The organism is Paenibacillus sp. ALE3 (assembly GCF_054113405.1).
Genome location: NZ_CM134214.1, coordinates 3584354 through 3605559, shown reverse-complemented (window position 1 = coordinate 3605559; position 21206 = coordinate 3584354). Strand labels below are relative to the sequence as shown.

General features: G+C 44.6%; 22 protein-coding genes and 1 tRNA gene. 13 read left to right on the top strand and 10 right to left on the bottom strand.

Going from position 1 to position 21206, the window contains the following annotated elements; genetic code table 11:
- Window positions 1–255: 255 nt before the first annotated feature.
- Both ACXHJ2_RS15945 and ACXHJ2_RS15940 read left to right on the top strand, forming a co-directional pair.
- On the top strand, window positions 256–813 hold the full coding sequence (locus tag ACXHJ2_RS15945; protein WP_040101812.1) for a hypothetical protein: 558 nt from the start codon (window positions 256–258) through the stop codon (window positions 811–813).
- 28 nt (window positions 814–841) lie between these two features.
- Window positions 842–1402, top strand: coding sequence for a GNAT family N-acetyltransferase (locus ACXHJ2_RS15940; RefSeq protein ID WP_040101811.1), 561 nt, complete (start codon window positions 842–844; stop codon window positions 1400–1402).
- A gap of 2 nt (window positions 1403–1404) precedes the next feature.
- On the opposite strand, the gene ACXHJ2_RS15935 is transcribed toward ACXHJ2_RS15940, so the two are convergent.
- Entirely contained in the window at window positions 1405–1746 is a 342-nt protein-coding gene (locus ACXHJ2_RS15935; RefSeq protein ID WP_165081415.1) for a GIY-YIG nuclease family protein, read from the bottom strand.
- Between the two features lie 33 nt (window positions 1747–1779).
- Complete coding sequence (locus tag ACXHJ2_RS15930; protein WP_165081417.1) at window positions 1780–2538, bottom strand: DUF2087 domain-containing protein; 759 nt, start codon at window positions 2536–2538, stop codon at window positions 1780–1782.
- A gap of 205 nt (window positions 2539–2743) precedes the next feature.
- On the opposite strand from ACXHJ2_RS15930, the gene ACXHJ2_RS15925 reads away from it, so the two are divergent.
- Both ACXHJ2_RS15925 and ACXHJ2_RS15920 read left to right on the top strand, forming a co-directional pair.
- Window positions 2744–3232, top strand: a complete 489-nt coding sequence (locus ACXHJ2_RS15925; RefSeq protein WP_013370056.1) for a HEAT repeat domain-containing protein — start codon at window positions 2744–2746, stop codon at window positions 3230–3232.
- A 49-nt stretch (window positions 3233–3281) separates the two neighbouring features.
- Window positions 3282–4088 (top strand): barstar family protein, encoded by an 807-nt coding sequence (locus tag ACXHJ2_RS15920; RefSeq protein WP_165081419.1) that lies wholly within the window; start codon window positions 3282–3284, stop codon window positions 4086–4088.
- A gap of 138 nt (window positions 4089–4226) precedes the next feature.
- Here the strand turns inward: ACXHJ2_RS15920 and ACXHJ2_RS15915 are convergent, their stop codons facing one another.
- A complete protein-coding gene (locus ACXHJ2_RS15915) occupies window positions 4227–4448 on the bottom strand; it encodes a hypothetical protein (RefSeq protein ID WP_230493789.1) in 222 nt (73 codons plus the stop codon).
- A gap of 128 nt (window positions 4449–4576) precedes the next feature.
- Here ACXHJ2_RS15915 and ACXHJ2_RS15910 point away from each other — a divergent pair.
- A tRNA-Pro gene (locus ACXHJ2_RS15910) sits at window positions 4577–4650 on the top strand.
- Window positions 4651–4896: 246 nt separating this feature from the next.
- On the opposite strand, the gene ACXHJ2_RS15905 is transcribed toward ACXHJ2_RS15910, so the two are convergent.
- Window positions 4897–6168 (bottom strand): MFS transporter, encoded by a 1272-nt coding sequence (locus ACXHJ2_RS15905; RefSeq protein WP_165081421.1) that lies wholly within the window; start codon window positions 6166–6168, stop codon window positions 4897–4899.
- A gap of 589 nt (window positions 6169–6757) precedes the next feature.
- Here ACXHJ2_RS15905 and ACXHJ2_RS15900 point away from each other — a divergent pair.
- The 3 genes from ACXHJ2_RS15900 to ACXHJ2_RS15890 all read left to right on the top strand — a co-directional run bounded on the left by ACXHJ2_RS15900 (window position 6758) and on the right by ACXHJ2_RS15890 (window position 11628).
- Window positions 6758–9655, top strand: coding sequence for a 2-oxoglutarate dehydrogenase E1 component (locus tag ACXHJ2_RS15900; protein WP_165081423.1), 2898 nt, complete (start codon window positions 6758–6760; stop codon window positions 9653–9655).
- 5 nt (window positions 9656–9660) lie between these two features.
- On the top strand, window positions 9661–10956 hold the full coding sequence (odhB, locus tag ACXHJ2_RS15895; RefSeq protein WP_165081425.1) for a 2-oxoglutarate dehydrogenase complex dihydrolipoyllysine-residue succinyltransferase: 1296 nt from the start codon (window positions 9661–9663) through the stop codon (window positions 10954–10956).
- 141 nt (window positions 10957–11097) lie between these two features.
- Window positions 11098–11628, top strand: a complete 531-nt coding sequence (locus ACXHJ2_RS15890; RefSeq protein WP_013370061.1) for a YfiT family bacillithiol transferase — start codon at window positions 11098–11100, stop codon at window positions 11626–11628.
- A 101-nt stretch (window positions 11629–11729) separates the two neighbouring features.
- Here ACXHJ2_RS15890 and ACXHJ2_RS15885 read toward each other — a convergent pair whose 3' ends face one another.
- The 4 genes from ACXHJ2_RS15885 to ACXHJ2_RS15870 form a co-directional block, all read right to left on the bottom strand.
- Complete coding sequence (locus ACXHJ2_RS15885; RefSeq protein ID WP_165081427.1) at window positions 11730–12734, bottom strand: alpha/beta fold hydrolase; 1005 nt, start codon at window positions 12732–12734, stop codon at window positions 11730–11732.
- Window positions 12735–12759: 25 nt separating this feature from the next.
- The gene (locus tag ACXHJ2_RS15880; protein ID WP_013370063.1) at window positions 12760–13734 is read right to left on the bottom strand and encodes a type I phosphomannose isomerase catalytic subunit; all 975 of its coding nucleotides are present in this window, start codon (window positions 13732–13734) and stop codon (window positions 12760–12762) included.
- Between the two features lie 180 nt (window positions 13735–13914).
- Window positions 13915–14496 (bottom strand): class I SAM-dependent methyltransferase, encoded by a 582-nt coding sequence (locus ACXHJ2_RS15875; RefSeq protein ID WP_165081429.1) that lies wholly within the window; start codon window positions 14494–14496, stop codon window positions 13915–13917.
- Window positions 14497–15450, bottom strand: a complete 954-nt coding sequence (locus tag ACXHJ2_RS15870; RefSeq protein WP_058829239.1) for a TIGR01212 family radical SAM protein — start codon at window positions 15448–15450, stop codon at window positions 14497–14499.
- 307 nt (window positions 15451–15757) lie between these two features.
- Between ACXHJ2_RS15870 and ACXHJ2_RS15865 the strand changes: the two genes are divergently transcribed.
- The gene (locus ACXHJ2_RS15865) at window positions 15758–15955 is read left to right on the top strand and encodes a hypothetical protein (protein ID WP_013370066.1); all 198 of its coding nucleotides are present in this window, start codon (window positions 15758–15760) and stop codon (window positions 15953–15955) included.
- 104 nt (window positions 15956–16059) lie between these two features.
- The gene (gene trmB, locus ACXHJ2_RS15860; protein ID WP_013370067.1) at window positions 16060–16773 is read left to right on the top strand and encodes a tRNA (guanosine(46)-N7)-methyltransferase TrmB; all 714 of its coding nucleotides are present in this window, start codon (window positions 16060–16062) and stop codon (window positions 16771–16773) included.
- Window positions 16774–16817: 44 nt separating this feature from the next.
- On the opposite strand, the gene ACXHJ2_RS15855 is transcribed toward trmB, so the two are convergent.
- Both ACXHJ2_RS15855 and ACXHJ2_RS15850 read right to left on the bottom strand, forming a co-directional pair.
- Window positions 16818–17951 (bottom strand): MGDG synthase family glycosyltransferase, encoded by a 1134-nt coding sequence (locus ACXHJ2_RS15855; protein WP_413985812.1) that lies wholly within the window; start codon window positions 17949–17951, stop codon window positions 16818–16820.
- A gap of 51 nt (window positions 17952–18002) precedes the next feature.
- Entirely contained in the window at window positions 18003–18530 is a 528-nt protein-coding gene (locus tag ACXHJ2_RS15850) for a phosphatase PAP2 family protein (protein ID WP_013370069.1), read from the bottom strand.
- A 405-nt stretch (window positions 18531–18935) separates the two neighbouring features.
- On the opposite strand from ACXHJ2_RS15850, the gene ACXHJ2_RS15845 reads away from it, so the two are divergent.
- From ACXHJ2_RS15845 to infC, 3 genes are all read left to right on the top strand, one after another.
- Complete coding sequence (locus ACXHJ2_RS15845) at window positions 18936–19073, top strand: hypothetical protein (protein WP_013370070.1); 138 nt, start codon at window positions 18936–18938, stop codon at window positions 19071–19073.
- A gap of 56 nt (window positions 19074–19129) precedes the next feature.
- Window positions 19130–20368 (top strand): glycosyltransferase family 2 protein, encoded by a 1239-nt coding sequence (locus ACXHJ2_RS15840; protein WP_025676359.1) that lies wholly within the window; start codon window positions 19130–19132, stop codon window positions 20366–20368.
- 321 nt (window positions 20369–20689) lie between these two features.
- Window positions 20690–21187, top strand: a complete 498-nt coding sequence (infC, locus tag ACXHJ2_RS15835; RefSeq protein ID WP_007429515.1) for a translation initiation factor IF-3 — start codon at window positions 20690–20692, stop codon at window positions 21185–21187.
- Window positions 21188–21206 lie beyond the last annotated feature (19 nt).

Here is a 21206-nt window from a genome sequence, read left to right as displayed (position 1 = left end):
GATTCACTCTTTGAATGGTAGTATAAGGATAGATATTACTCTATTTGGGATTCTGTTAATGATCAGGATTCTCATGTCGTTGATTTGATAGCATAGTTGCCCTGAATAATAAATTATTGTATAGATAACGGAATTTTTCAGGGAAGATTAAACCATATTTTCCTAAAAGCCGATATATGGAAATGAGGCGAAAACACACTGTTATTATGCCCGCCGCAAAATGGATGTAATAATTGGGTTAGGAGAGTAGAAGAAGTGTCCGATCTGTATACAAAAAAAGAAGTAGAAGATTATGTAACGAACGTGGCTTTCGAACGACCTTTAGGTGTAAGCATTTCAGCTATTTTACTGATTTTTAATGGAGCACTCCTGTTGGTGACACAGCTATTGACGCTTAATGCATTAAATGAGGCTTCTACGTTGTTAGGCATGTGCAGGGGCATGTTTCAAGGATTTATCGCGTTGCTCGGTCTGGCAGGAACGGCTGCCGGTATTGGTATGTTGTTCGGTAAGAAGTGGGCTTGGTGGCTGGCATTATTTTATTTTACATATGAGACCATGCGTTATGCGTGTGCAATTCTGTCTATTCCCGATATCTCTCCAGCGTTAGGCGGTGTGCAGCTAAGTCCTGCTTTTTACTACATTAAATATGGTATGCGTATTATTTGGAATTTATTTTTTACGTTGTTTACGTGTCGTAGTACCGTGACTGGCTTTTTTCAAACAAGTGAAATCAACAAGTGGAGAGCATGCACCGCATTATTCTTCATCAATGGAGTAATGGTGGGGATCGGCTGGTGGTTGACAAGATAGGTTCTTCGATGTGAAGGAGAGATGAATAATGACAATGGAAACGTTTCCGACTTTGGTGACCGATCGGCTTTATTTAAGGCAGCTTACATTAGCAGACGCGGAGGACATATTCAACTATTTTTCCAGAGATGAGGTCACAAAATATTATGATTTGGAAAGCTTTACGAAGGTAGAGCAAGCTGAGAAATTTATTCGTTCCATGCTAACCAGATATGAGAAGCAAGAGGGCTTTCGCTGGGGGATTACGCTAAAAGAAGCTCCTGAGCGGATCGTGGGCACAATTGGATTTCATAACTGGCAGAAGGAACACTCCCGTATCGAAATCGGCTATGAGCTGGCACCGGAATACTGGCGGCAAGGCCTGATGACAGAAGCGATGAAGGTGGTGGTGGATTACGGCTTTCAATTGCCGCAGGTTCACCGTATAGAAGCCTTCATTGATCCAGATAACGAAGGCTCCAGACGGCTGCTGCTCAAAAGTGGCTTTACTAAAGAGGGGCACTTGAGAGATTACTTTTATGAAAAAGGTCAGTTTGTTGACGCTGTTGTTTTTGGCTATCTTCGCAAGGAGTTTTCTGCGGAGCAGTAAGTTTACAAATATCCTTTGCCCCCGTAAGGCTGGAGTCGATCAAGCCAGGTCTGCTCCAGCTTTGCCAGCGCATCTTTGACATCAAAGAACTCCGAATCCTTTTTCTTCAAAACATCCAGCACTTCAAATTCAAACGAATCTTCGCCGTACTCATTCCATTCCTGTTGTAGCGGTTTATTCTTAAACATACCCATTTGCAACTCAAAACGGCGTCCATTCAGCGATTTTAAATTCGGCGTGGAAGCAATGAAAATTTTTCCATTATGTGTATTGCGAATGCAATAGATTCCTGCCTCTGTCTTCATCTCCATGTATTGCTGAACTAGTTCTTTTCTTCGATCCATTGTCGAATCCTCCTATTTTATAAGCGCCTAGCTTCAAGATTCCTTCAACCAATATTCACTACCATCCGGTTTGCGATCTAGTAGACCATATTCAATCATATATCTTCGCACCGTGACATAATCGTCATATACTTCCTGTAAAATCGCATTGATATCTTTCTCATGATATATTTGTCCCTTCACAAAATGACCCGCAATTTCACGCAGCACAATCAGCTTGTGCTTTTCTTGCATTTTAAAGGTCTTTAGGCGCCCGTCTGTCCCATTCGGAAAATACTTCGTGAGTACCTTGAGCCTTTCGTCTTCTGTAATGTTGTAACGTTCGTCTACCATCCGTGCTTGTACGGGTACTTCTACCATGGCGGGAGCGTGGCGATCTTTCTCCTTTAACAGTTCCATTAATGTGAGAAATACCTTGGCCTGCCGTTCTTTTTCCTTGAGACCAAAGCGATGATTGCGTATGGTGGATGCACTGCCGATTCCGGTTTCCTTTTGAATATCCGCATCGCCCATCCCTTGATAAAATAACTGAAGCAACCGATTTTGATGATCCGTCAGTCCAGTCAGCTTTTTATCCAGACCGATCAAATAGTCAAAGACGGAACCGTACATCCGCTCAATATGAAGACGCATATACCGCTCCGCGTCATAAAATACCCCTTGATCCTGATATATGATACCTTGCTCGTATCGTTGTCCGTCCAAGAGGCAAACTACCTGCTCTCCTTGGCGAATATATCCACGCTTCAGTTCTTCAATATCAGCATTCCAGAATAGTTCGGAATGATCCATTTAGCAAACACCTCAATCAAATGATGATTATTTTATAGACAATATAACATTTTGTTTATTTTAAATCAATGGGTGGATATTTTTTAGATCTCGACAATGTTCGCTATATACAAAAGAGAAATAGGCTTGTTATTATATGTAAACTATTGAATTGTATTAAGACTGGATAGTTTCTATTTATTGTAATAAGGTGGATTGGTAAACAATGAACATAATGCGATTAGAAGAAGTCATAGAGAGTGGAGATTTAAAGGTAGCGATAAGGATTATAGAGGATGTGGGTGAAAAGCTGGATCATACATTCACTCCAATATTATTGAGTTATTTGGCAACAACGGATAGTGCATTGCTCAGAAATGTAATCGCCATTACGTTAGCTGATCTAGGAGACAGTGAAGCGGTGCTGCCACTTATTGACTTGTTAAGAAGTCCTAAGACGAAAGGGAATAGAGGAACACTGTTATATGCTCTAGAATTTTTTGACGTATCTACTCATGTTGTGGTGCTGGTAGATTTACTGGATGATACCTTTGAAGCGAGTAGACAATCCTATCAACTGATAAGTACCGTGCAAGATAAAATCTCTGAGGCTCAAAAGGAGCTATGTAGACAAATGATAAGAAGAAAGCTGGGCGATCATAAAAATAAATATAAGCGTGACTTTTTGCTAGAATCTTTAGAGCTTTTTACATAAGACCTTTAACCTTATTCCTTAAAATTATTGTTTGGAGGTATGATATAAATTGAGACAGAGATTTGCTGTTATGGACGATGAAAGTGGGCTCACAGTTGGTTATTGTCGAGATGTGGTTGGGTTAACGGGTGATATTATGGTTGGAACGAATGAAAAGGTCATTTTTGAGCAATTTGAATTTAACGAAGAATTCATAAAAAACATAGCAAAGACAAAACAATCTGTATCCAACTTGTACATTGCTATTTTAGATGATGAAGAAAAAGTGATTGGAAGCTATTATTATCACCTACCTGAATCCTATATAATCCATAAACTAAATTATAGTAAAGGAAACTTCAATCTGGAGTTAACAGGCATACTTGAAACGAAGCCCTCCCCTGTGGAATTAAGATTATGGGAGTTATTAAAGTGCGCTCAGTCGCTTGAAAATAATATATGGCAAGGCTTTTCTAAAGAAGAACGGTCTGGATGGCTAAACGTGACTAGAATACATTCTGCATCTAATTGTTTTCAATCTTCCAGACTGGATAAACGAGGAGATGTCTACACCTTAGACGGGAAACACATATTTGATTTTACAACATTTTTTATAGCACTTGGGGAAGCGATTAATGGGCCTGGAGGGTACTTTGGATTTAGCTTGGACAGTATATCGGACTGTCTCTGTGGAGGTTTTGGGGCAGTAGGACCGTTCACAATCCATTGGCAAAACGCACATTATTTCTTGGAAAGATTCGAGGAAGAATGGGATCAAGAAGAGAGATACTATAGATTTTCACCACAGCAATATTTTATGGATCTTTTAACGATCTTAGTATCAGGTGGTGTTACCGTGAATTTTTCTTCGAATTAAGCTAGCAAAGCAAAAAGGGAATTTTGAAATGGAATATAAATTAATGCATCCATCTTATACAGGGAGGAATATATTTAAAGTTTGCATATGACTATTTTAGCGAATGTATCAGTTGTTGACTAATAAATATGAGCGGATTTAAGGAGAACTAAAACCCCAATCAGCTCCCAATAATATGTTTTGCTGCTGCTCTGATGCAGGTGGCTGAGGTTCTTCCAAGCCATATTGCTCTGCTAGTCTCTCTTTCGTTTTTTGATCTATGACAAGGTCATTCTGTGCAAAGGTGAAGCACATAGGAATGCTTAGCTGTACTAAAAAAAGTAATACTACTGCTCCGATAATTATTTTTTTGCTCTGCATGGATAGCTCCTGTGATCTCAGATTTTGGTTTATATTTTTTGTTATTCTGACTAAATTATGCCTTTACAGGTTTTTGTGACCATATTATAATGGTAAATAACAGAAACGATTTACATACACTGGTTTATCGGGGTATAGCGCAGCTAGGTAGCGCGCACCCTTGGGGTGGGTGAGGTCGTGGGTTCGAATCCCGCTACTCCGATTATAATCCAAATGTCCTGCTGGTGCAGATAATGTGCCTGCCGGGCATTTTTTTGTATATTACATATATCCTATCGCTCTTTGTCGCTACTGGGTTTTGACGAGCTAGCCGTATGTAACGAATGTATGTACTTGTGAAGCATTGAGGGGAGATAGGATGAAGCCACTTCTGCACGGGATTGGGAGGCAGAAGTGGCAAATCAACAATCGCTGGCGGAACGGTCGGATGTACGCTTTTTTTATTTGTCTATAAAGATTCCTGAAGGGCCTTAGAAGAAGTGCTGTAATCAGCATAACGGGGAAGCACAATAGTGTAGTATATGCCTACCATAACGGTACAAACCCCAACTAATAAAAACAAGAGCTCAATTGAAATAAATGAAGGAAAGCTTACAGCAATGAAACCTAATGTAAGAGACTGGGACAACATCATTAACGGATTAATCAAACCTTGCACACGTCCCATCATTTGAGGATCTACAATACGAGGCAGCCATCCTCCTATACCAATGTTAATGAACGGAAGGATCAGTGCAATGACAAAATTGATAATCATAAAAGCATAGAGGTGGTTAACAAATCCAAGTATGCACATGCCTATTCCAGCTACCAGAACTCCGGCTGCAATCATTTGGTGTAGCTTTAGCTTGGTGGAGATGAGCGAAGCGATTAGTGTACCAAGCAACACACCAGCTCCAAAAATAATACCTGTCCAAACCATATACTGCTCATAGTTGCCTGGAGCTAGCTTATATTTAAGGATAAACATCGGTAAAACGCTAAAACCACCATTTAAAATACCGAACATAAAAAAGCCTGAAACCAACCAAAGCAATAGTCTGTTGCGTAATATGTAAAGAAACCCTTGTTTAAAATCGATCATGACAAGTTTGAATTTTAATTGTTTAAATTGATGTGCACCGTTCGGAAGGCGTACTTCCTTGGGAATTTTGCAAGAACGAATGAGCAGTGCAGACACAATAAAAGAAATAGCATCAATGAGGATGGCTCCAGTAATTCCAAAGTGCCAGTAAACGACGGCCCCCAGAGTTCCTCCAAATAACATGAAAAGACTCCCCATCATTTGATTGAGGCCTGCGGCAATGGTGTAATCATCTTCGCTTAATATCCCCTGTATAATGGCACTTTCGGCTGGAAAGAAAAACTTGGAGGCAGCACTACGGATGAAGAGGAGGGCAAATACCAAAGGAATCGAATCGATCCAAATAAAAACAAGCAAGCATAAGGATAAAAAGGCGCTAATCCAGTCACAATTAACAGCAATTTTTTGTCTGTCCATCCGATCTGCCAGCACTCCAACCACGAGAAATACTACCAGCATCGGGAGCGAATACATTAACTCGGCAAGTGTTGCATAGTAAGGCTGATTTGTAAACCGTTTCAACAAATAAAACATGAATGCAGTAACTCCGATAATTCCTCCCATTTGTGAGGCGAAGGTTGCCAGAAAAAATCTGACATAGTTCTTGTTTCTGAGTATTTGTTTTAGTCCAGTCACAGTTTCATCCCTTTCGCTTTCAAAGCGGTTTTTAGATGCCTAAGTAAAATAATAGTGAAAAGTAGGAAAATTGTACAGAAAAGTGACTTTAATGTCACTTTAAGTTTGAATTTGCATCGTATCGATAACTTAAATAACCAGCCATCGGTTGATATCCGACAGCTGGTTATTTAAGTTGCCATGTGCTTGATTTCTGAATCACAAAAGGGTGTCAATCTCCAATCTTAATTAAGCTAAATCCTCGCCATTTATAGCGATTACTTTTATATACCAGTCACAGATTTAAGTTCGTGATTAGGATATCCGTTTATATCACATCCTAATCTTTAAATGATAAAGACTACAGAATTACAGAATAGCCCGATTCATCTCATTTACGCATGGATATGTTGAGAAAAAGGAAATGCTCATAGCTAGAAAACTTTATACAATGAAAGAGAAATAAGCACTGTGAAATTCGACTTTTGATCATGGATTTCATATAATGTGAACATAATGTGAATTGCTTAAATTAGAGATTTAACAAAACGACAAAATGAAAATGATTTCCGTCCAGCTATGAATTTCAAAATTTGACGGAGGGAACGAGATGACAATGGAAGAGAGCAGCAGACAGGTACCTTGGCAGACGTATTACGGACCTAATCTAGGTTATGTGCAGGACCAGTATGAAAAGTATGTAGCGGATCCCGGAACGGTTGATCCGGCTTACCGCGAGCTGTTTGATCAATGGGGCGAGCCGCCACAATCCGAATATTCGGCTGCTTCCATGATAGACAACAAATTACAAGGCCCCCCCGTAAATGCTTTGGGGCACCTTGATTCGAACACATTACAGAAAGCGGTTACAGCGGGCAAAATGGTGTGGAATATCCGTGAATACGGACATTTGGCCGCCCAAATCGATCCATTGGGACTGGATGCAGAGCAGGATACACGTCTGCTTGATCCAGCATCTTACGGTTTAACTGAACAAGACCTAAAGGCTTTTCCAGCCTCTTTAATATGGGATAACGCTCCAGCGGGAACACTGAACGGGTGGGAAGCCATTCAACGGCTACGTGTAGCATACACAGGACCGATTGCCTATGAATTTAGTCATATTCATAACGAGGAGGAACGCCGCTGGCTGAACAGCTATGCAGAATCCGGCTGGTCCTCCAAGCCACTTACAACACAGGAACGCAAGTCGTTGCTGGGCAGATTGGTAGAAGTAGAACAGTTCGAAGAGTTTTTGCATAAAACATTCGTCGGGCAGAAGCGTTTTTCCATCGAGGGTAATGATGTGCTTGTCCCGGTACTCGACGAGGTTATTCGTCTAACCACCAATGCAGGAGCAAGTCATGTCCTGATGGGGATGGCGCATCGTGGTCGTCTGAATGTATTGGCACATGTGCTGGGCAAGCCTTATAGCAAAATTTTCTCTGAATTTCATCATTCCCCGAATAAGGATCTGATTCCGTCGGAAGGTTCCACTGGAATTAACTACGGCTGGACTGGGGATGTAAAATATCATCTGGGTGCGGATCGTTTTGTAAAAGATGGGGAAGCCGTACAGGCCCGTCTGACATTGGCGAACAACCCAAGTCACCTGGAATATGTGAATCCGGTGGTGCAGGGATTTTCGCGTGCGGCACAGGAAGATCGCAGTGAGGCTGGTTATCCGAAGCTGGACGTTAGCAAGGCAGCTACCATTATTATGCATGGTGATGCGGCGTTCCCGGGTGAAGGTATCGTAGCCGAATCACTCAATTTCACCAATTTGCGCGGCTTCCGTAATGGTGGCACAGTGCACATCATTGTGAACAATCGTCTGGGCTTTACGACAGAGAGTGTTGATTCACGTTCGACCCGTTATGCCAGCGATCTGGCCAAGGGCTACGAAATTCCAATTGTACACGTGAATGCGGATAATCCTGAGGCTTGTATTGCAGCGGCTCGTATGGCTGGTGAGTACCGTAATCGCTTCAAGAAGGATTTTCTGATTGATCTGATTGGTTACCGTCGTTATGGTCACAATGAATCCGATGATCCGGAAACAACTCAACCGCTGGTGTATCGCAAGGTAAAGAATCATCCAACGGTGAGCAAATTATATGCTCAAAAGCTGATGAAGCAGGGCATAGTGGATGAAGCATTTAGTGCTGGCCTCATTGAGAAGGTCCAAAACCGACTGAAGGAAGCACATGAGCATGTGAAGAATCAACCGGAGGAGGAGCCTGAATTTACTGCTGTGAAGGCGAAAAAGAATCAGAGCACACCGGTCCGTACTGCGGTTGAAATGAAAAAACTGCGTCAAATTAATGAAAATTTACTCAAATGGCCACAGGCTTTTCATGTATATCCGAAGCTGGATCGAATTTTACAGCGTAGAAAAACCGCTCTGAACGAGGGTGAAAAGGTAGATTGGAGCTTGGCGGAGACACTCGCTTTAGCTACCATTCTAGCAGACGGCAAGCCTATTCGTATGACAGGTCAGGATGCGGAGCGAGCTACTTTTGCTCACCGTAACCTTGTGCTGCATGAGCCTGAAACCGGGCGTACCCATTGCCCGCTGCATACACTGCCGGAAGCGCGTGCTTCGTTCAGTATTCATAACAGTCCATTGTCTGAGGCGTCAGTCCTCGGCTTCGAGTATGGCTATAACGTGTTTTCTCCCGAGACGTTGGTCATTTGGGAAGCGCAATTCGGTGATTTTGCCAACTGTGCGCAGGTTATTTTCGACCAATTCATTTCCGCTGGCCGTGCCAAATGGAGACAGAAGTCCAGTCTGGTGATGCTGTTACCGCATGGCAGTGAAGGACAAGGACCTGAGCATACGAGTGCACGTCTGGAGCGTTTCCTCCAGTTGTCTGCACAAAATAACTGGACTGTCGCCAATTTGAGCAGCGCCTCACAGTATTTCCATCTGCTGCGCCGTCAGGCTGCATTAAGCGAAAGTGAGGAAGCTCGCCCGCTTGTGATGATGTCGCCGAAGAGCCTGATTCGCAACAATCGTGTGGCTTCACCTGCTTCTGAATTCAGTGAGGGAACATTCCGTCCTGTGTTGGAGCAATCTGGTCTGGGATCACGTCCGGATCGGGTAGAGCGCATTGTACTGTGCAGTGGCAAGATTGCCATTGATCTGGAGGAAGCGTTGGAGAAGGATAAAAACGGAAATGAAGCAGAGGAGCGTTTGCACATTATTCGTGTGGAGCAGCTATATCCTTTCCCGGCAGAGGAAATTCGGAATATTTTTAGTCGCTTCCCACATGTTAAGGAGTTCGTATGGGCTCAGGAAGAACCTAAAAATATGGGGGCCTGGAGTTATATGGAGCCTCGTCTGCGGGAGGTTGTGCCACAGGGAGCGGAAATTCGCTACGCAGGCAGACCGGATCGTTCCAGCCCGGCGAGCGGTTATCAGCAAGTCCACAGCCTAGAACAACAGCGAATTATTCAATCGGCGTTGAAGCAGGATTCCAAAAACAATATTACACTGGGGAGGTAGCGGCTGTGAGTGATATTATAGTGCCAGCAATGGGAGAATCCATCACGGAAGGGACAATCTCCAAATGGCTTGTAAAGGAAGGAGATTCCGTAGGACAGGGAGATGTTCTACTGGAGCTGGAAACGGATAAGGTCAATCTGGAAATTAGCGCCGAAGAAGCAGGTGTAGTCCAGAAAATCCTTCGTCAAGAGGGGGATACTGTGGTTATCGGTGAAGCTGTTGGCTTGATCGGAAACGACAGTGGTGCGGAAGCAACTGGTGCCGGAGAAGCCGCAGCGACTCAAGCGCCTGAAGCGCCGTCCGTAGCAACTTCACCGACTTCCGTAGAAAGCGGCGGTAAAGCAGTAGAAAAGTCTGCGCCGCCCATCCCCTCCAATAGTGACGGGAATGGTCAGACGGCATCACCATCCGCCCGGAAGCTGGCGCGTGAGCGCGGGATTGACCTTGAGCAGGTACAAGGAAAGGACCCGCTTGGACGTGTGTTTCAGGAGGACGTAAAAACGCATAACAGCGCTGAAGTATCACGTACAGCATCTGTACCTGCGTCTCCCGCTGCTGGCAAGTCTGTGTCACCGCCTCCAGCTCAAACAGAGTACAGCAAGCCTGTGGAACGGCAGCGGATGTCCCGTCGGAGAGCGACGATTGCCAAGCGTCTTGTTGAAGCACAGCAAACAGCCGCCATGCTTACCACTTTTAATGAAGTGGATATGACCGCTATTCTTGATGTGCGCAAACGCCGTAAAGATAAGTTTAAGGAGAAACACGATGTAGGGCTGGGTTTTATGTCCTTCTTTACAAAGGCAGTGGTTGGCGCGCTCAAGCGCTTCCCTACTGTGAATGCAGAAATCAATGGCGATGATATCGTACTGAAAAAATACTATGATATCGGGATTGCTGTATCTGCCAAGGAAGGTTTGGTCGTTCCCGTTGTCAGGGATGCTGATCGGCTTGGTTTTGCTGAAATTGAGAAGAGCATTGCCGATTTGGCTAGCAAAGCTCGTTCCAATTCACTTTCTCTGGCAGACTTGCAAGGAGGAACCTTTACCATAACCAATGGAGGTATTTTCGGTTCCCTGCTGTCTACGCCAATTCTGAATACGCCGCAAGTGGGTATTTTGGGAATGCATAAAATCCAACTTCGCCCGATTGCCATCGACGAGGAACGTATGGAAAATCGTCCGATGATGTATATCGCGTTGTCCTATGACCACCGTATTATTGATGGTAGCGAGGCGGTCCGTTTCCTGGTAACGGTCAAAGAATTGCTGGAAGATCCCGAATCATTGTTGCTGGAAGGATAAAATATATCATTCGAGTGCATCTCCCTTGTACGTGCATGACAAAAGCAGACTCTTGCGGGTCTGCTTTTTTTCCTGCATAGTTATAACATAAGGCTATAGACAATTGCAGACATTCAGATACAGAGAAGGGCGGGAACTGTTTTGGACAAAGACTTGCGCTACCCGATTGGACCGTTCGTGGTTCCAGATACCATTACAGAAGAACAGTTAACCACATGGATCGACGACATTGCTGAATTGCCTGGACAATTGCGTCAGGCGGTCGAAGGACTAAATGAGCAACAGTTAAATACGCCTTATCGTGAAGGAGGATGGACGATTCGGCAGGTTGTTCATCATTTGGCAGACAGCCATATGAACAGCTATATCCGTTTTAAGCTAGCGCTGACAGAAGATACACCGACAATCAAACCCTATGATGAGGGGCGTTGGGCTGAAATACCAGACGCTAGAGAGCTTCCACTGGAACCTTCGTTGCAATTGCTGGAAGGACTTCATGAACGGTGGGTGACCATGTTGCGTTCATTGGGGGAAGATCAGCTACACCGAACATTTATTCATCCTGAATCGGGCCAGACGATCCGTCTGGAACGAAACATTGGCATCTATGCCTGGCATGGCAAGCATCACACAGCTCATATTACTTCGCTGAAAGAACGAAATGCATGGTAATTAACTCCAAAATGATGCCCTGATGAAAAATAAAGGAATACAAAAGAAGCCTTTAAAGCCACTTTTATCGTGCTTTAAAGGCTTCTTTTGCTAATTTCTCACTAGGAAGATGACTTGGGCGAAGCTGATAAAGCGGATGTTTCGGAGGCTCCAGACCCAACGGAAACAGAGGTTGCCCCTGTGTTAATATGACGGTCGAGCCAGTCCACGATGTCACTCATTACCTCGTCGCGATTTGTTTCATGCAACATCTCATGGCGACCGTCAGGATAAAGGCGATACTCCAAGTCTTGAAGCCCCAGGCTTCGATACATATCCACTAGCGACAACACACCTTTTCCGAACAAGCCCACCGGATCACGATCCCCGGCAAAAATATAAACGGGCAGTTTGGGATTAATGTTTTTCAACGAGGAAGGCCAGTGAATTTCTTGCAAAAGCCTGAAAAAATCGAGGAAAAAACCTGTCGTGCAAATAGCTCCACATAGTGGGTCGTGCACGAACTGATCTACTTCCTCAGGATCACGGGACAGCCAGTCGAACGCTGTGCGCACAGGACGAAAAGCACGGTTAAAGCCGCCAAAGACCATAGCGTTGAGCAGCATGCTACGATGATCCATTCCTTGCAGTTTGGCTTGCAGCAGAGCAACCTGTTCTCCGAGTTTCAGCAGACTACGTCGTCCGTTGGTTCCTGATAAAATAAACCCGTGATAGGCCTGTTGATCATCATACATAATTTTCTGGGTTAAAAAGGACCCCATGCTGTGACCCAGTAAAAAACGAGACTGATCAGGGAATTCCTTGGCCGCAATTTCGCCTAGCTCCAGCATGCCTTTTGCCATTCGGTTGAATGCATTGGCTCCCGGCATACCGAGCTTATCAGGATCACCAGCTGTGCGCCCGTGGCCGATATGATCGTTGGCATACACGCCGTAACCAGAAGCGGTAAGCTTTTCGGCCAGCCGAATGTAGCGGTATGACGTCTCACACATGCCATGCGAAACTTGAACGATTCCCTTGATGGGAATGTTCGGCTCGGGCAGCCATCGATAAGCAAATAGCTCTGTTCCGTCATCTTCCGCGATGGTGAAGGTGTATTCCCGCATGATTAGACATCACATCCTTTAAGCTTTAAGGAAGATAAGATCTAAGTACGGTCATTCCGTCATTTAGCGTGTAACCGCCCAAATTAGCAGGGAGCAGGAAGCAATCTCCAGCTTTACAGGAAAGAGACTCCGTATTATTGTCCCATGTTATGGTCCCACTGCCTTCGCAAATTACAAGAATAGTGAAGCTGTCTTCCGTTGTAGAAAGTGCCCAACTTCCATCTACGATACCCTTTTCCACAACAAAATACTCACAGGATGCCAGTTGGAGCCATTCTCCAGGCTGCAGGCCGTCCGTTTTCATCGTTGTTGCGCCTGCACCTTCGTAGGAAGTTACATTAAGGGAGTCCTCGATGTGCAACTCACGAGGTTTGCCGTCCAGACCGGGGCGATTATAGTCATATAAACGATAGGTTGTATCCGAATTTTGCTGAATTTCAGCAACCACTACACCCGCACACAGTGCATGCACGGTTCCAGCGGGGATGAAGAATGTATCGCCAGCTTCAACTGGAACTTGGCGCAAACTGCCCATGATATCTCCGCTTTCAAGAGCTGTACGCAGACTTTCACGAGTTACACCTTCGGTCAGACCATAAATGATTTTGGCATCAGGCTTGGCATCAAGCACGTACCACATTTCGGTTTTTCCTAATTCTCCAGCTGGAAGTCCGGCGTAATCATCCGTCGGATGCACCTGAACAGATAAATCATCATTGCAATCCAGCAGCTTGATCAAAAGTGGAAAACGTCCGCCTTTTTTCGATACGCCCTTTGCCCCAAGCCAATCCTGTCCGTAAGTCTGGCGGATTTCATCCAGCCCTTTTCCAGCCAGCTCGCCATTGATGACCGTTGTTGTTCCGTTCGGATGATCGGCAATCATCCATCCTTCACCAATATGTCCTTCTGGTGGGGTTAGACCAAATTGTTCTAAGGCCCGTCCTCCCCAAACTCTCTCTTTGAACTCAGGTTGGAATTGCAGCGGGTATGGCTTTAGCATGATTTCTCTCCTCCATAATGAGTAATGAGTACGATCTAACAGAATCAGGCAATTAAAACGTGCCGCTGGGCAATAAACCGGAAGAATAGACCCATATGGCGCTATAAAATATATGTAAGGCGGCTAAAAAGTCGCTCATTACCTAAATATGCGAGAATATGCGAGTTTAACAACTCGACATTATTTCTTTTCAACCGCCACTACGTAAGGTGAAGCGTCTCGTTGTAGTTGACGGTAAATAATGCTTTGACCGCTGGAGACTGGGAGGGAAGAAGCCCAATGAAGAACAGCTTCCGCTTCTTCCCTGCCTCCAGCATGCCCTGGATATAATACGGCAGTCAAAATCCCACGCGGTCGCAGCAATTGCAAGGCAGCTTCAAGTGCGACGAGCGTGCTGTCTGTATGCGTGATGACCGTAGGATCGGCGCCTTCGGACGGCAAGTAGCCAAGGTTAAACATGGCCGCAGCCACTTTACCATGCAGCAGGTCTGGAACGGCCTCCCGCATGTGCTCATGGCCTTGCAGCAATAGTGATACTTCCGCTAATGAAGGGGAGGTGTCTTCTTCCAGCCGACGACGAGCGTAATCCAAAGCTGCCTGCTGGATATCGAAGCCATAGACGCGGCCCCGTTTGCCAGCAGCTTTAGCCAGAAACAACGTATCTGCTCCTGTGCCGACGGTGGCGTCTACAGCAGTATCACCTGGCTGCACCCGCGCAGCTACCAATTGATGAGCATAGCTCAGAACAGACAGAAATCCCATTTAAGACTTCCTCCAGTATTTTCCCTGCCACGTTTCACGTGATTTCAGTTCATTATCAATGCTGTTGAGCACTTCCCATTTTTTAAGCGACCACATGGGGCCCATCAGTAAATCGCGTGGTGCATCTCCGGTCAACCGATGAACGATCATTTCAGGGGGTAAAAACTCCAACGTATCTACAATAAGCTTAATGTACTCGTCCTTTTCCAGAAAGCGTAGCAATCCTGCTTCGTACTGCTTGACCATTGGCGTTTTGCGCATGAGATGCAGCAAATGGATTTTGATGCCCTGCACATCCATAGCGGCTACTGCACGTCCTGTATCGAGCATCATTTCATGCGTCTCTTGCGGTAGGCCATAAATGATGTGGGCGCACACACGGATATTCCGCTTGCGCAGTTTTTCCACTGCATCCAGATAGCACTGCGTATCATGAGCACGATTAATCAGCTCAGAGGTCGATTCATGAACGGTTTGCAGACCCATTTCGACCCACAGATACGTGCGTTCGTTCAGCTCGGCTAGATAATCGACTACATCATCAGGCAGGCAATCGGGACGTGTAGCGATGGACAAACCGACAACACCGGGCTGCTCCAAAATAACCTCGAAATATTCTCGCAGTTCCTCAACCGGGGCATACGTATTGGTGTAGGCTTGAAAATAGCCAATATATTTAGCGTTGGGCCATTTTAAATGCTGACGATCCCGAATCGTATTGAACTGGGTGACCAAATCATCACGGCGACGTCCGGCAAAATCACCTGATCCGCGTGCACTACAAAAGGTACAGCCCCCTTTGGCAATGGAACCATCGCGGTTTGGGCAAGTAAAACCCGCATCCAGCATGACTTTAAACACTTTATTTTGAAATTGCTCGCGCATTTCGTAATTCCATGTATGGAACCGTTTATCTCCCCACAGGAGAGGAGCAGGCAACAAATCTGTTTTCATGGGAGGACTCCTTTTTTTACGATCACCCTATTGTAACAAAATTCAATCTTAAATGGGAATCACTTGCCCGAGAAAGTCATTAAAAAGTGCTGATTTTATAGCTTTGCGGATTGAAAAAGGTTACACAATATGTTATATTGTAAGCGGTACCAGACATATGATAAAAGGACTGTTTTTGATCCTGAAGATAAAAAGTTATCAGTTGCTAATGACTATTCTTCAGGGAGGCAGCTATGCTGTTTCTATCGCCTGCTTTAGGGGAAGTGCACGTCGGTTCCATCACAAATAACCCGTGAGGTGATCTTTTATGAATACGCAGGATAAGACGCGTATGGATAAAGTTACTGTTGAGTTAACCTTTGATGAGGCGTTAGCATTGACTGGTGTCCGTTTTGGGCAGGATCGTCAGATTGGAACGGCCGCACGTCAAAAAATCAGAGCCGCTTGCCAAAAGACAATTGATTTTTCACCTGCTGATGGGGTAGACTATGAACAATTAAATTAGTTGGACCCCAATCCAAATATATTGAAAAAGGAATTTCATTTCCGTATCTTCAAGCGGGGGTGAAATTCCTTTTTCCTTGATAACAGAGTATATGGAGGAGTAACATGCGTTTACGCGGAAGAAAAGGAATACGTGAAAGTCTGGAAGAACAGCAAGATCTGGTCATTTTGGAACCATCACAGTATAAGGGGAAATGGCAGCAGTTATTTGGTAATGATCGTCCCATTCATGTGGAATTTGGTATGGGTAAAGGGCAATTTATAAGCCAAATGAGCTACCGTAATCCAGAGGTTAACTATATCGGCTTTGATATGTATGACGAGCTGGTTCGCCGTGCTACAGAAAAGTCTCGTCTGGCCTGGAGTGAATCAGAAGTTGTTACACCACCCAACATCAAATTGGCACTGGCAAACATCGAACAGATCGAGAATGTTTTCGAACCAGGAGAAGTAGAGCGCATTTATCTGAATTTTAGCGATCCTTGGCCTAAAGCCAAGCATGCACGCCGTCGTTTGACGCATCCGCGTTTTTTGGACAAGTATCGTCAGCTTCTGAACAGCAAAGGACAAATTCATTTTAAGACGGACTCGGAGACATTGTTTGAGTTTTCTCTGAATTCATTCGCTGATAGTGGTCTACAAATGACGAATATTTCGTTAAACCTTCATCGTGATGGAATCAATGAGGAGCATGTCATGACAGAGTATGAACAAAAGTTCATGGGTAAAGGTATGAATATTCATCGTGTCGAGGTGCTGATTGGCAAAGACGCTTTGGAAGAGTACGAAAAAATACGCCTTGAAAAATATGGAAAGTAAAAGCGGGCAAAATAAATAAAGTAAACCAAACAGGGTGCTTCCTTTTAGGAAAGCACCCTGTTTGGTTCCAGTATATCCAAAATACTCTGTGCGCTCTGAAGAGGATAATATCGCGCTACATTATGGATGTGCTCCTGTCGCTTGCGAACGATTTCTGGAAAATCGTATAGCAGTCGGTTCATCCATTTAACGACAACATCCAGCGAAGTAATCGGTTCTCCGAAGCCTTGAGCCGTAAAGTACTGACAATTTTCCTCTTCCTGTCCAGGGAGAGGCTTGTGAAACAGCATCGGAATCCCTTTGGCCAGCCCCTCGGTGCATGTCATTCCACCGGGTTTGGTAATGAGCAGATTCGACACTTCCATTAATTTGTCGATTTCCCGTGTAAATCCGAAAATATGAATATTTGGATGATTAAACCGAGGATCCAGCTCCATTTTACGACGAATTTTATCATTATGCCCCAAACAAAAAATAAATTGAATCTTTTCTCTCCAATCGGTAAGCGAACGATGTATGACTTCGTCGTTCATCAGGCCCCAGCCGCCGCCCATAACAAGTACTGTCGGGATGGGTTTAAGTCCAAATTGTTCTCTAATTTCATCGTGCCCTGGATGTTCCCAAAAATTAGGATGAACCGGAATGCCGGTCACTTGGATTTTTGATACAGGTACTCCGCGCGCGCGCAGCTTACGCATGACTTCAGGCGTAGATACAAAGTACCGGTCAACCTCAGGACTAATCCATGTTCCATGTGCATCGTAGTCTGTTATGACGGTACACAGCGGGACATGTAAGCCTAAGCGCTTCAAACGTGAAATGACCGCGCTTGGGATGGGGTGAGTACATACCACCAAATCGGGACGAAGCTGCCGAAGAATATTCCGGGTCTGTGTGTAGAACAGACGGTGCAAAGCGAGCGTTGTAAGACGGTTTAATGATTTTTTGTATTGATGACGGTAAACCAATCCGACTAGGCGAGGCTGCGATACAACAGTCTTTTTGTATGCTGTAATAATAAGCGGGGCCATTCTCGGATTCAAAAAGCTCCCCAGCTCCAGCACTCTTGTCTGCACATCCGGAGAAAGCTTCCGCAAGCTGCTTGAGAGCGCGTAGGCAGCTTGAGTATGTCCGGCACCGAAACCTTCCGATAATAATAACACTCGTTTTTTAGCCACTCTCATTTCACCTGTTCCTGCTGGGATGTTCTCAATCATACCATATCGGCTTTAAGGCCAGAATGCAACCGTTCCTATTGCTGCAGACGTTCCGATGACTGCTCCTGCAAGTACATCCGTGGGATAGTGAAGCCCCAGGTAAATTCGAGAAAAACCTACAATTATCGCTACAGGCAACAGCAACAGTGCTAGCATGGGTGACTGCAGCATAAAAGGAACGGTAGCCGAAAAAATAGCGGTTGTATGCCCTGAGGGAAAAGAATGATCCGACAAGGGATTGCGGAATGTATTCGTACCTGGTAGCGCCAAGTACGGGCGTATCCGCGGATACAGCTTTTTGACGATAGCCACGGGAATGTGACTGACCGCAAGAGCGATAGCTCCCTTCATGCCGGAATCTTTCCATGGATACGGAGCGAGCCACCAAATCAGAAGCGTAGAGGCTATTGTAAAGGTAGCCCCGCCTAAATGTGTGAGATAATACAGCCAAAAGTTCAAAAAACGGTTGTGTAAGCGCCCGTTGATCCATTTGAACAATCGCTGCTCCAGATTTACAAGTTTTACGACTAGACGTTGCATTTGGTTTCCTCCGGTTGCCGGTTCAGGTCTGTCGGCAAATATTTTGAATCCATTTGACAGAATTAGATCTAAGTAATTATTCTCTTGCTCTCATCATATTTTTAAACGCTGTTCATTTCAAGAATCACCACTTACCTGGTTCAATTCTACACAAAAATGTTAATGGAATATAAGCCGTTTTGTATAACTTTCTTTGCGTTCATCCGTCTAATAAGATAGAGTGATTAGAAGTGGTTGCTAATTGGCCCACAAAAAGGAGGGACCAAAGAAATAAAAAGTTAGCAAATGGATGAAAATAAGACCTAAGCGTCATGAATGAGAGGTCCAGCGCCGCATTCTCGGTTCAAACGGGAATTTGTCGTGTTTTTTTGCTGCTGAGACCCGTTTAGGGGCTTTGACAAAAGATTGAAAACCAACGAAAATCGTAATGGCATTCCTGTGTCAGCCAAAAGGGGGCTGCGCAGAGCCAAAGAAGAAAGCAAGGGTCGGGTCAAAACTACAGAAAAGGCGCACAAAGCGCCGCAACTTGCGCTACACAGATAGAAAACAGAGAAACGCAAGATTTTTAAAGGGGTATAAAAAGGGGGTAACAAGAGATCATGTTAGACGCTATTTTCGTGACGCTCCAGATCATACTGGCGTTGATCGCAGTCTATCAGTTTGCATTCTCCTTGTTCGGATTGGTTCGTAAGAAAAGGAAAGAGCAGGCGGCTCCAGAAAAATCATTTGCTATTTTAGTCGCTGCCCACAATGAAGAACAAGTTGTCGGAGCACTGATGGAAAATTTAAAGCAGCTTGACTATCCAAAGGAACTGTACGATGTATTCGTAATCTGTGATAACTGCACAGATAAGACAGCGGACATCGTTCGTGCTCACGGCATGAATGCTTGTGAACGTACGAATCCGAATTTGCGTGGTAAAGGCTATGCTATTGAGTGGATGCTCAAAGAGCTATGGGCTATGCCGCGTCAATATGATGCCATTGTCATGTTTGATGCCGACAATTTGGCGCATACCAATTTCCTGAGCGAAATGAACAATGATTTGTGCTCAGGTGCTCGTGTTATCCAGGGATACATTGATACTAAGAACCCTGAGGACTCTTGGATCACAGCAGCATACGGGGTATCTTATTGGTACATCAACCGTCTGTGGCAGTTGTCACGTCACAACCTGAATATGGCTAATTTCCTCGGTGGTACAGGCATGTGCTTTGAAACAAATCTGCTCAAGGAAATGGGCTGGGGTGCAACAAGTCTGGTAGAGGATTTGGAATTCACTATGCGTTGTACACAACGCAACGTATATCCAAGATTTAATTACGATGCCAAGGTGTATGATGAGAAGCCGTTGACGTTCAAAGCTTCTTCCAGACAGCGTCTGCGCTGGATGCAAGGTCACTTCACGGTTGCTCGTCGTTATTTCTTCCCGTTGCTGTGGCAGAGTATCAAGCATAGAAGCCTGATTAAATTCGATATGGCTCTTTATGGTCTGAACGTGTACATCGTATTGTTTACCTTTTTGATGACAGTAGCGATGTGGGTAGATATTGTAATATTTGGTGGTCCCAATATTGAAAATATCTACGTACAATTCCCTGCATGGACCGGTTTTGTGGCTGTGAGTCTGAATATTATCACCTTTTTAATCGCGATGATCTTGGAAAAGGTCACGTTCAAAAAAGTATATCTGTACTTGCTGCTGTTCCCAGTCTATCTGATTTCGTGGTATCCGATTACGTTCTATGCGTTCTTTACACAGAACAACAAGCAATGGAGCCACACCCAGCATACGCGTGTCGTTCGTCTGGAAGAGGTTCAGAGCAAGCAAGGCTAATTAACAATGAAGTAAGACTATGCAACCTACAGCGGATGTGTACACCTAATTTTTTATAAAAGTGTTGACGCCTCTGTAGTAGCATGATATGATACTTGAGTATGTTAATTGAAAAGTATGGATTAACAAGCAGAAGGTCCGACTTCTCACCTGTCCGGTATTGCCGGCTGGTCATGATCCAATGATTTGTGAATTGAACTTTCATGATGAATTGAGTATCAGACAGGGATGTCGGCTGCATAGTCGTCATCCCTTTTTTGTGCTTAAACACAATACAACAATAACAGGTTCTGGAGGTGGAGGGTTATTAGTAAGGAACATATGATCAATGATGAGATTCGAGTGAGAGAAGTACGTCTAGTTGGTGCAAACGGGGAACAAATCGGTATTAAACCGACTCGTGAAGCTCTGCAAATGGCTATTGATGCAAACTTGGATCTCGTGAACGTGGCGCCTCAAGCGAAGCCGCCCGTGTGTCGGATTATGGATTACGGTAAATTCCGCTATGAGCAACAGAAGAAAGAAAAGGAAGCCCGTAAAAACCAGAAGATCGTTGACATCAAAGAGGTATGGTTCCGTTCCAACATCGAGGAACATGACTACCAGACCAAGTTTCGCAATGTGGTGAAGTTCCTGAATGAAGGGGACAAGGTGAAATGCTCTGTTCGTTTCCGTGGTCGCGAAATTACCCATGCTAATGTGGGACAAAAAATTCTCGAACGTGTAAAAACGGAAGTTGCTGATCTTTGTACCGTGGAGCGCCAACCCAAGCTCGAAGGACGCAGCATGATTATGATATTGGCTCCAAAGAGTCAATGACAAATTAAGGAGGAAGTTC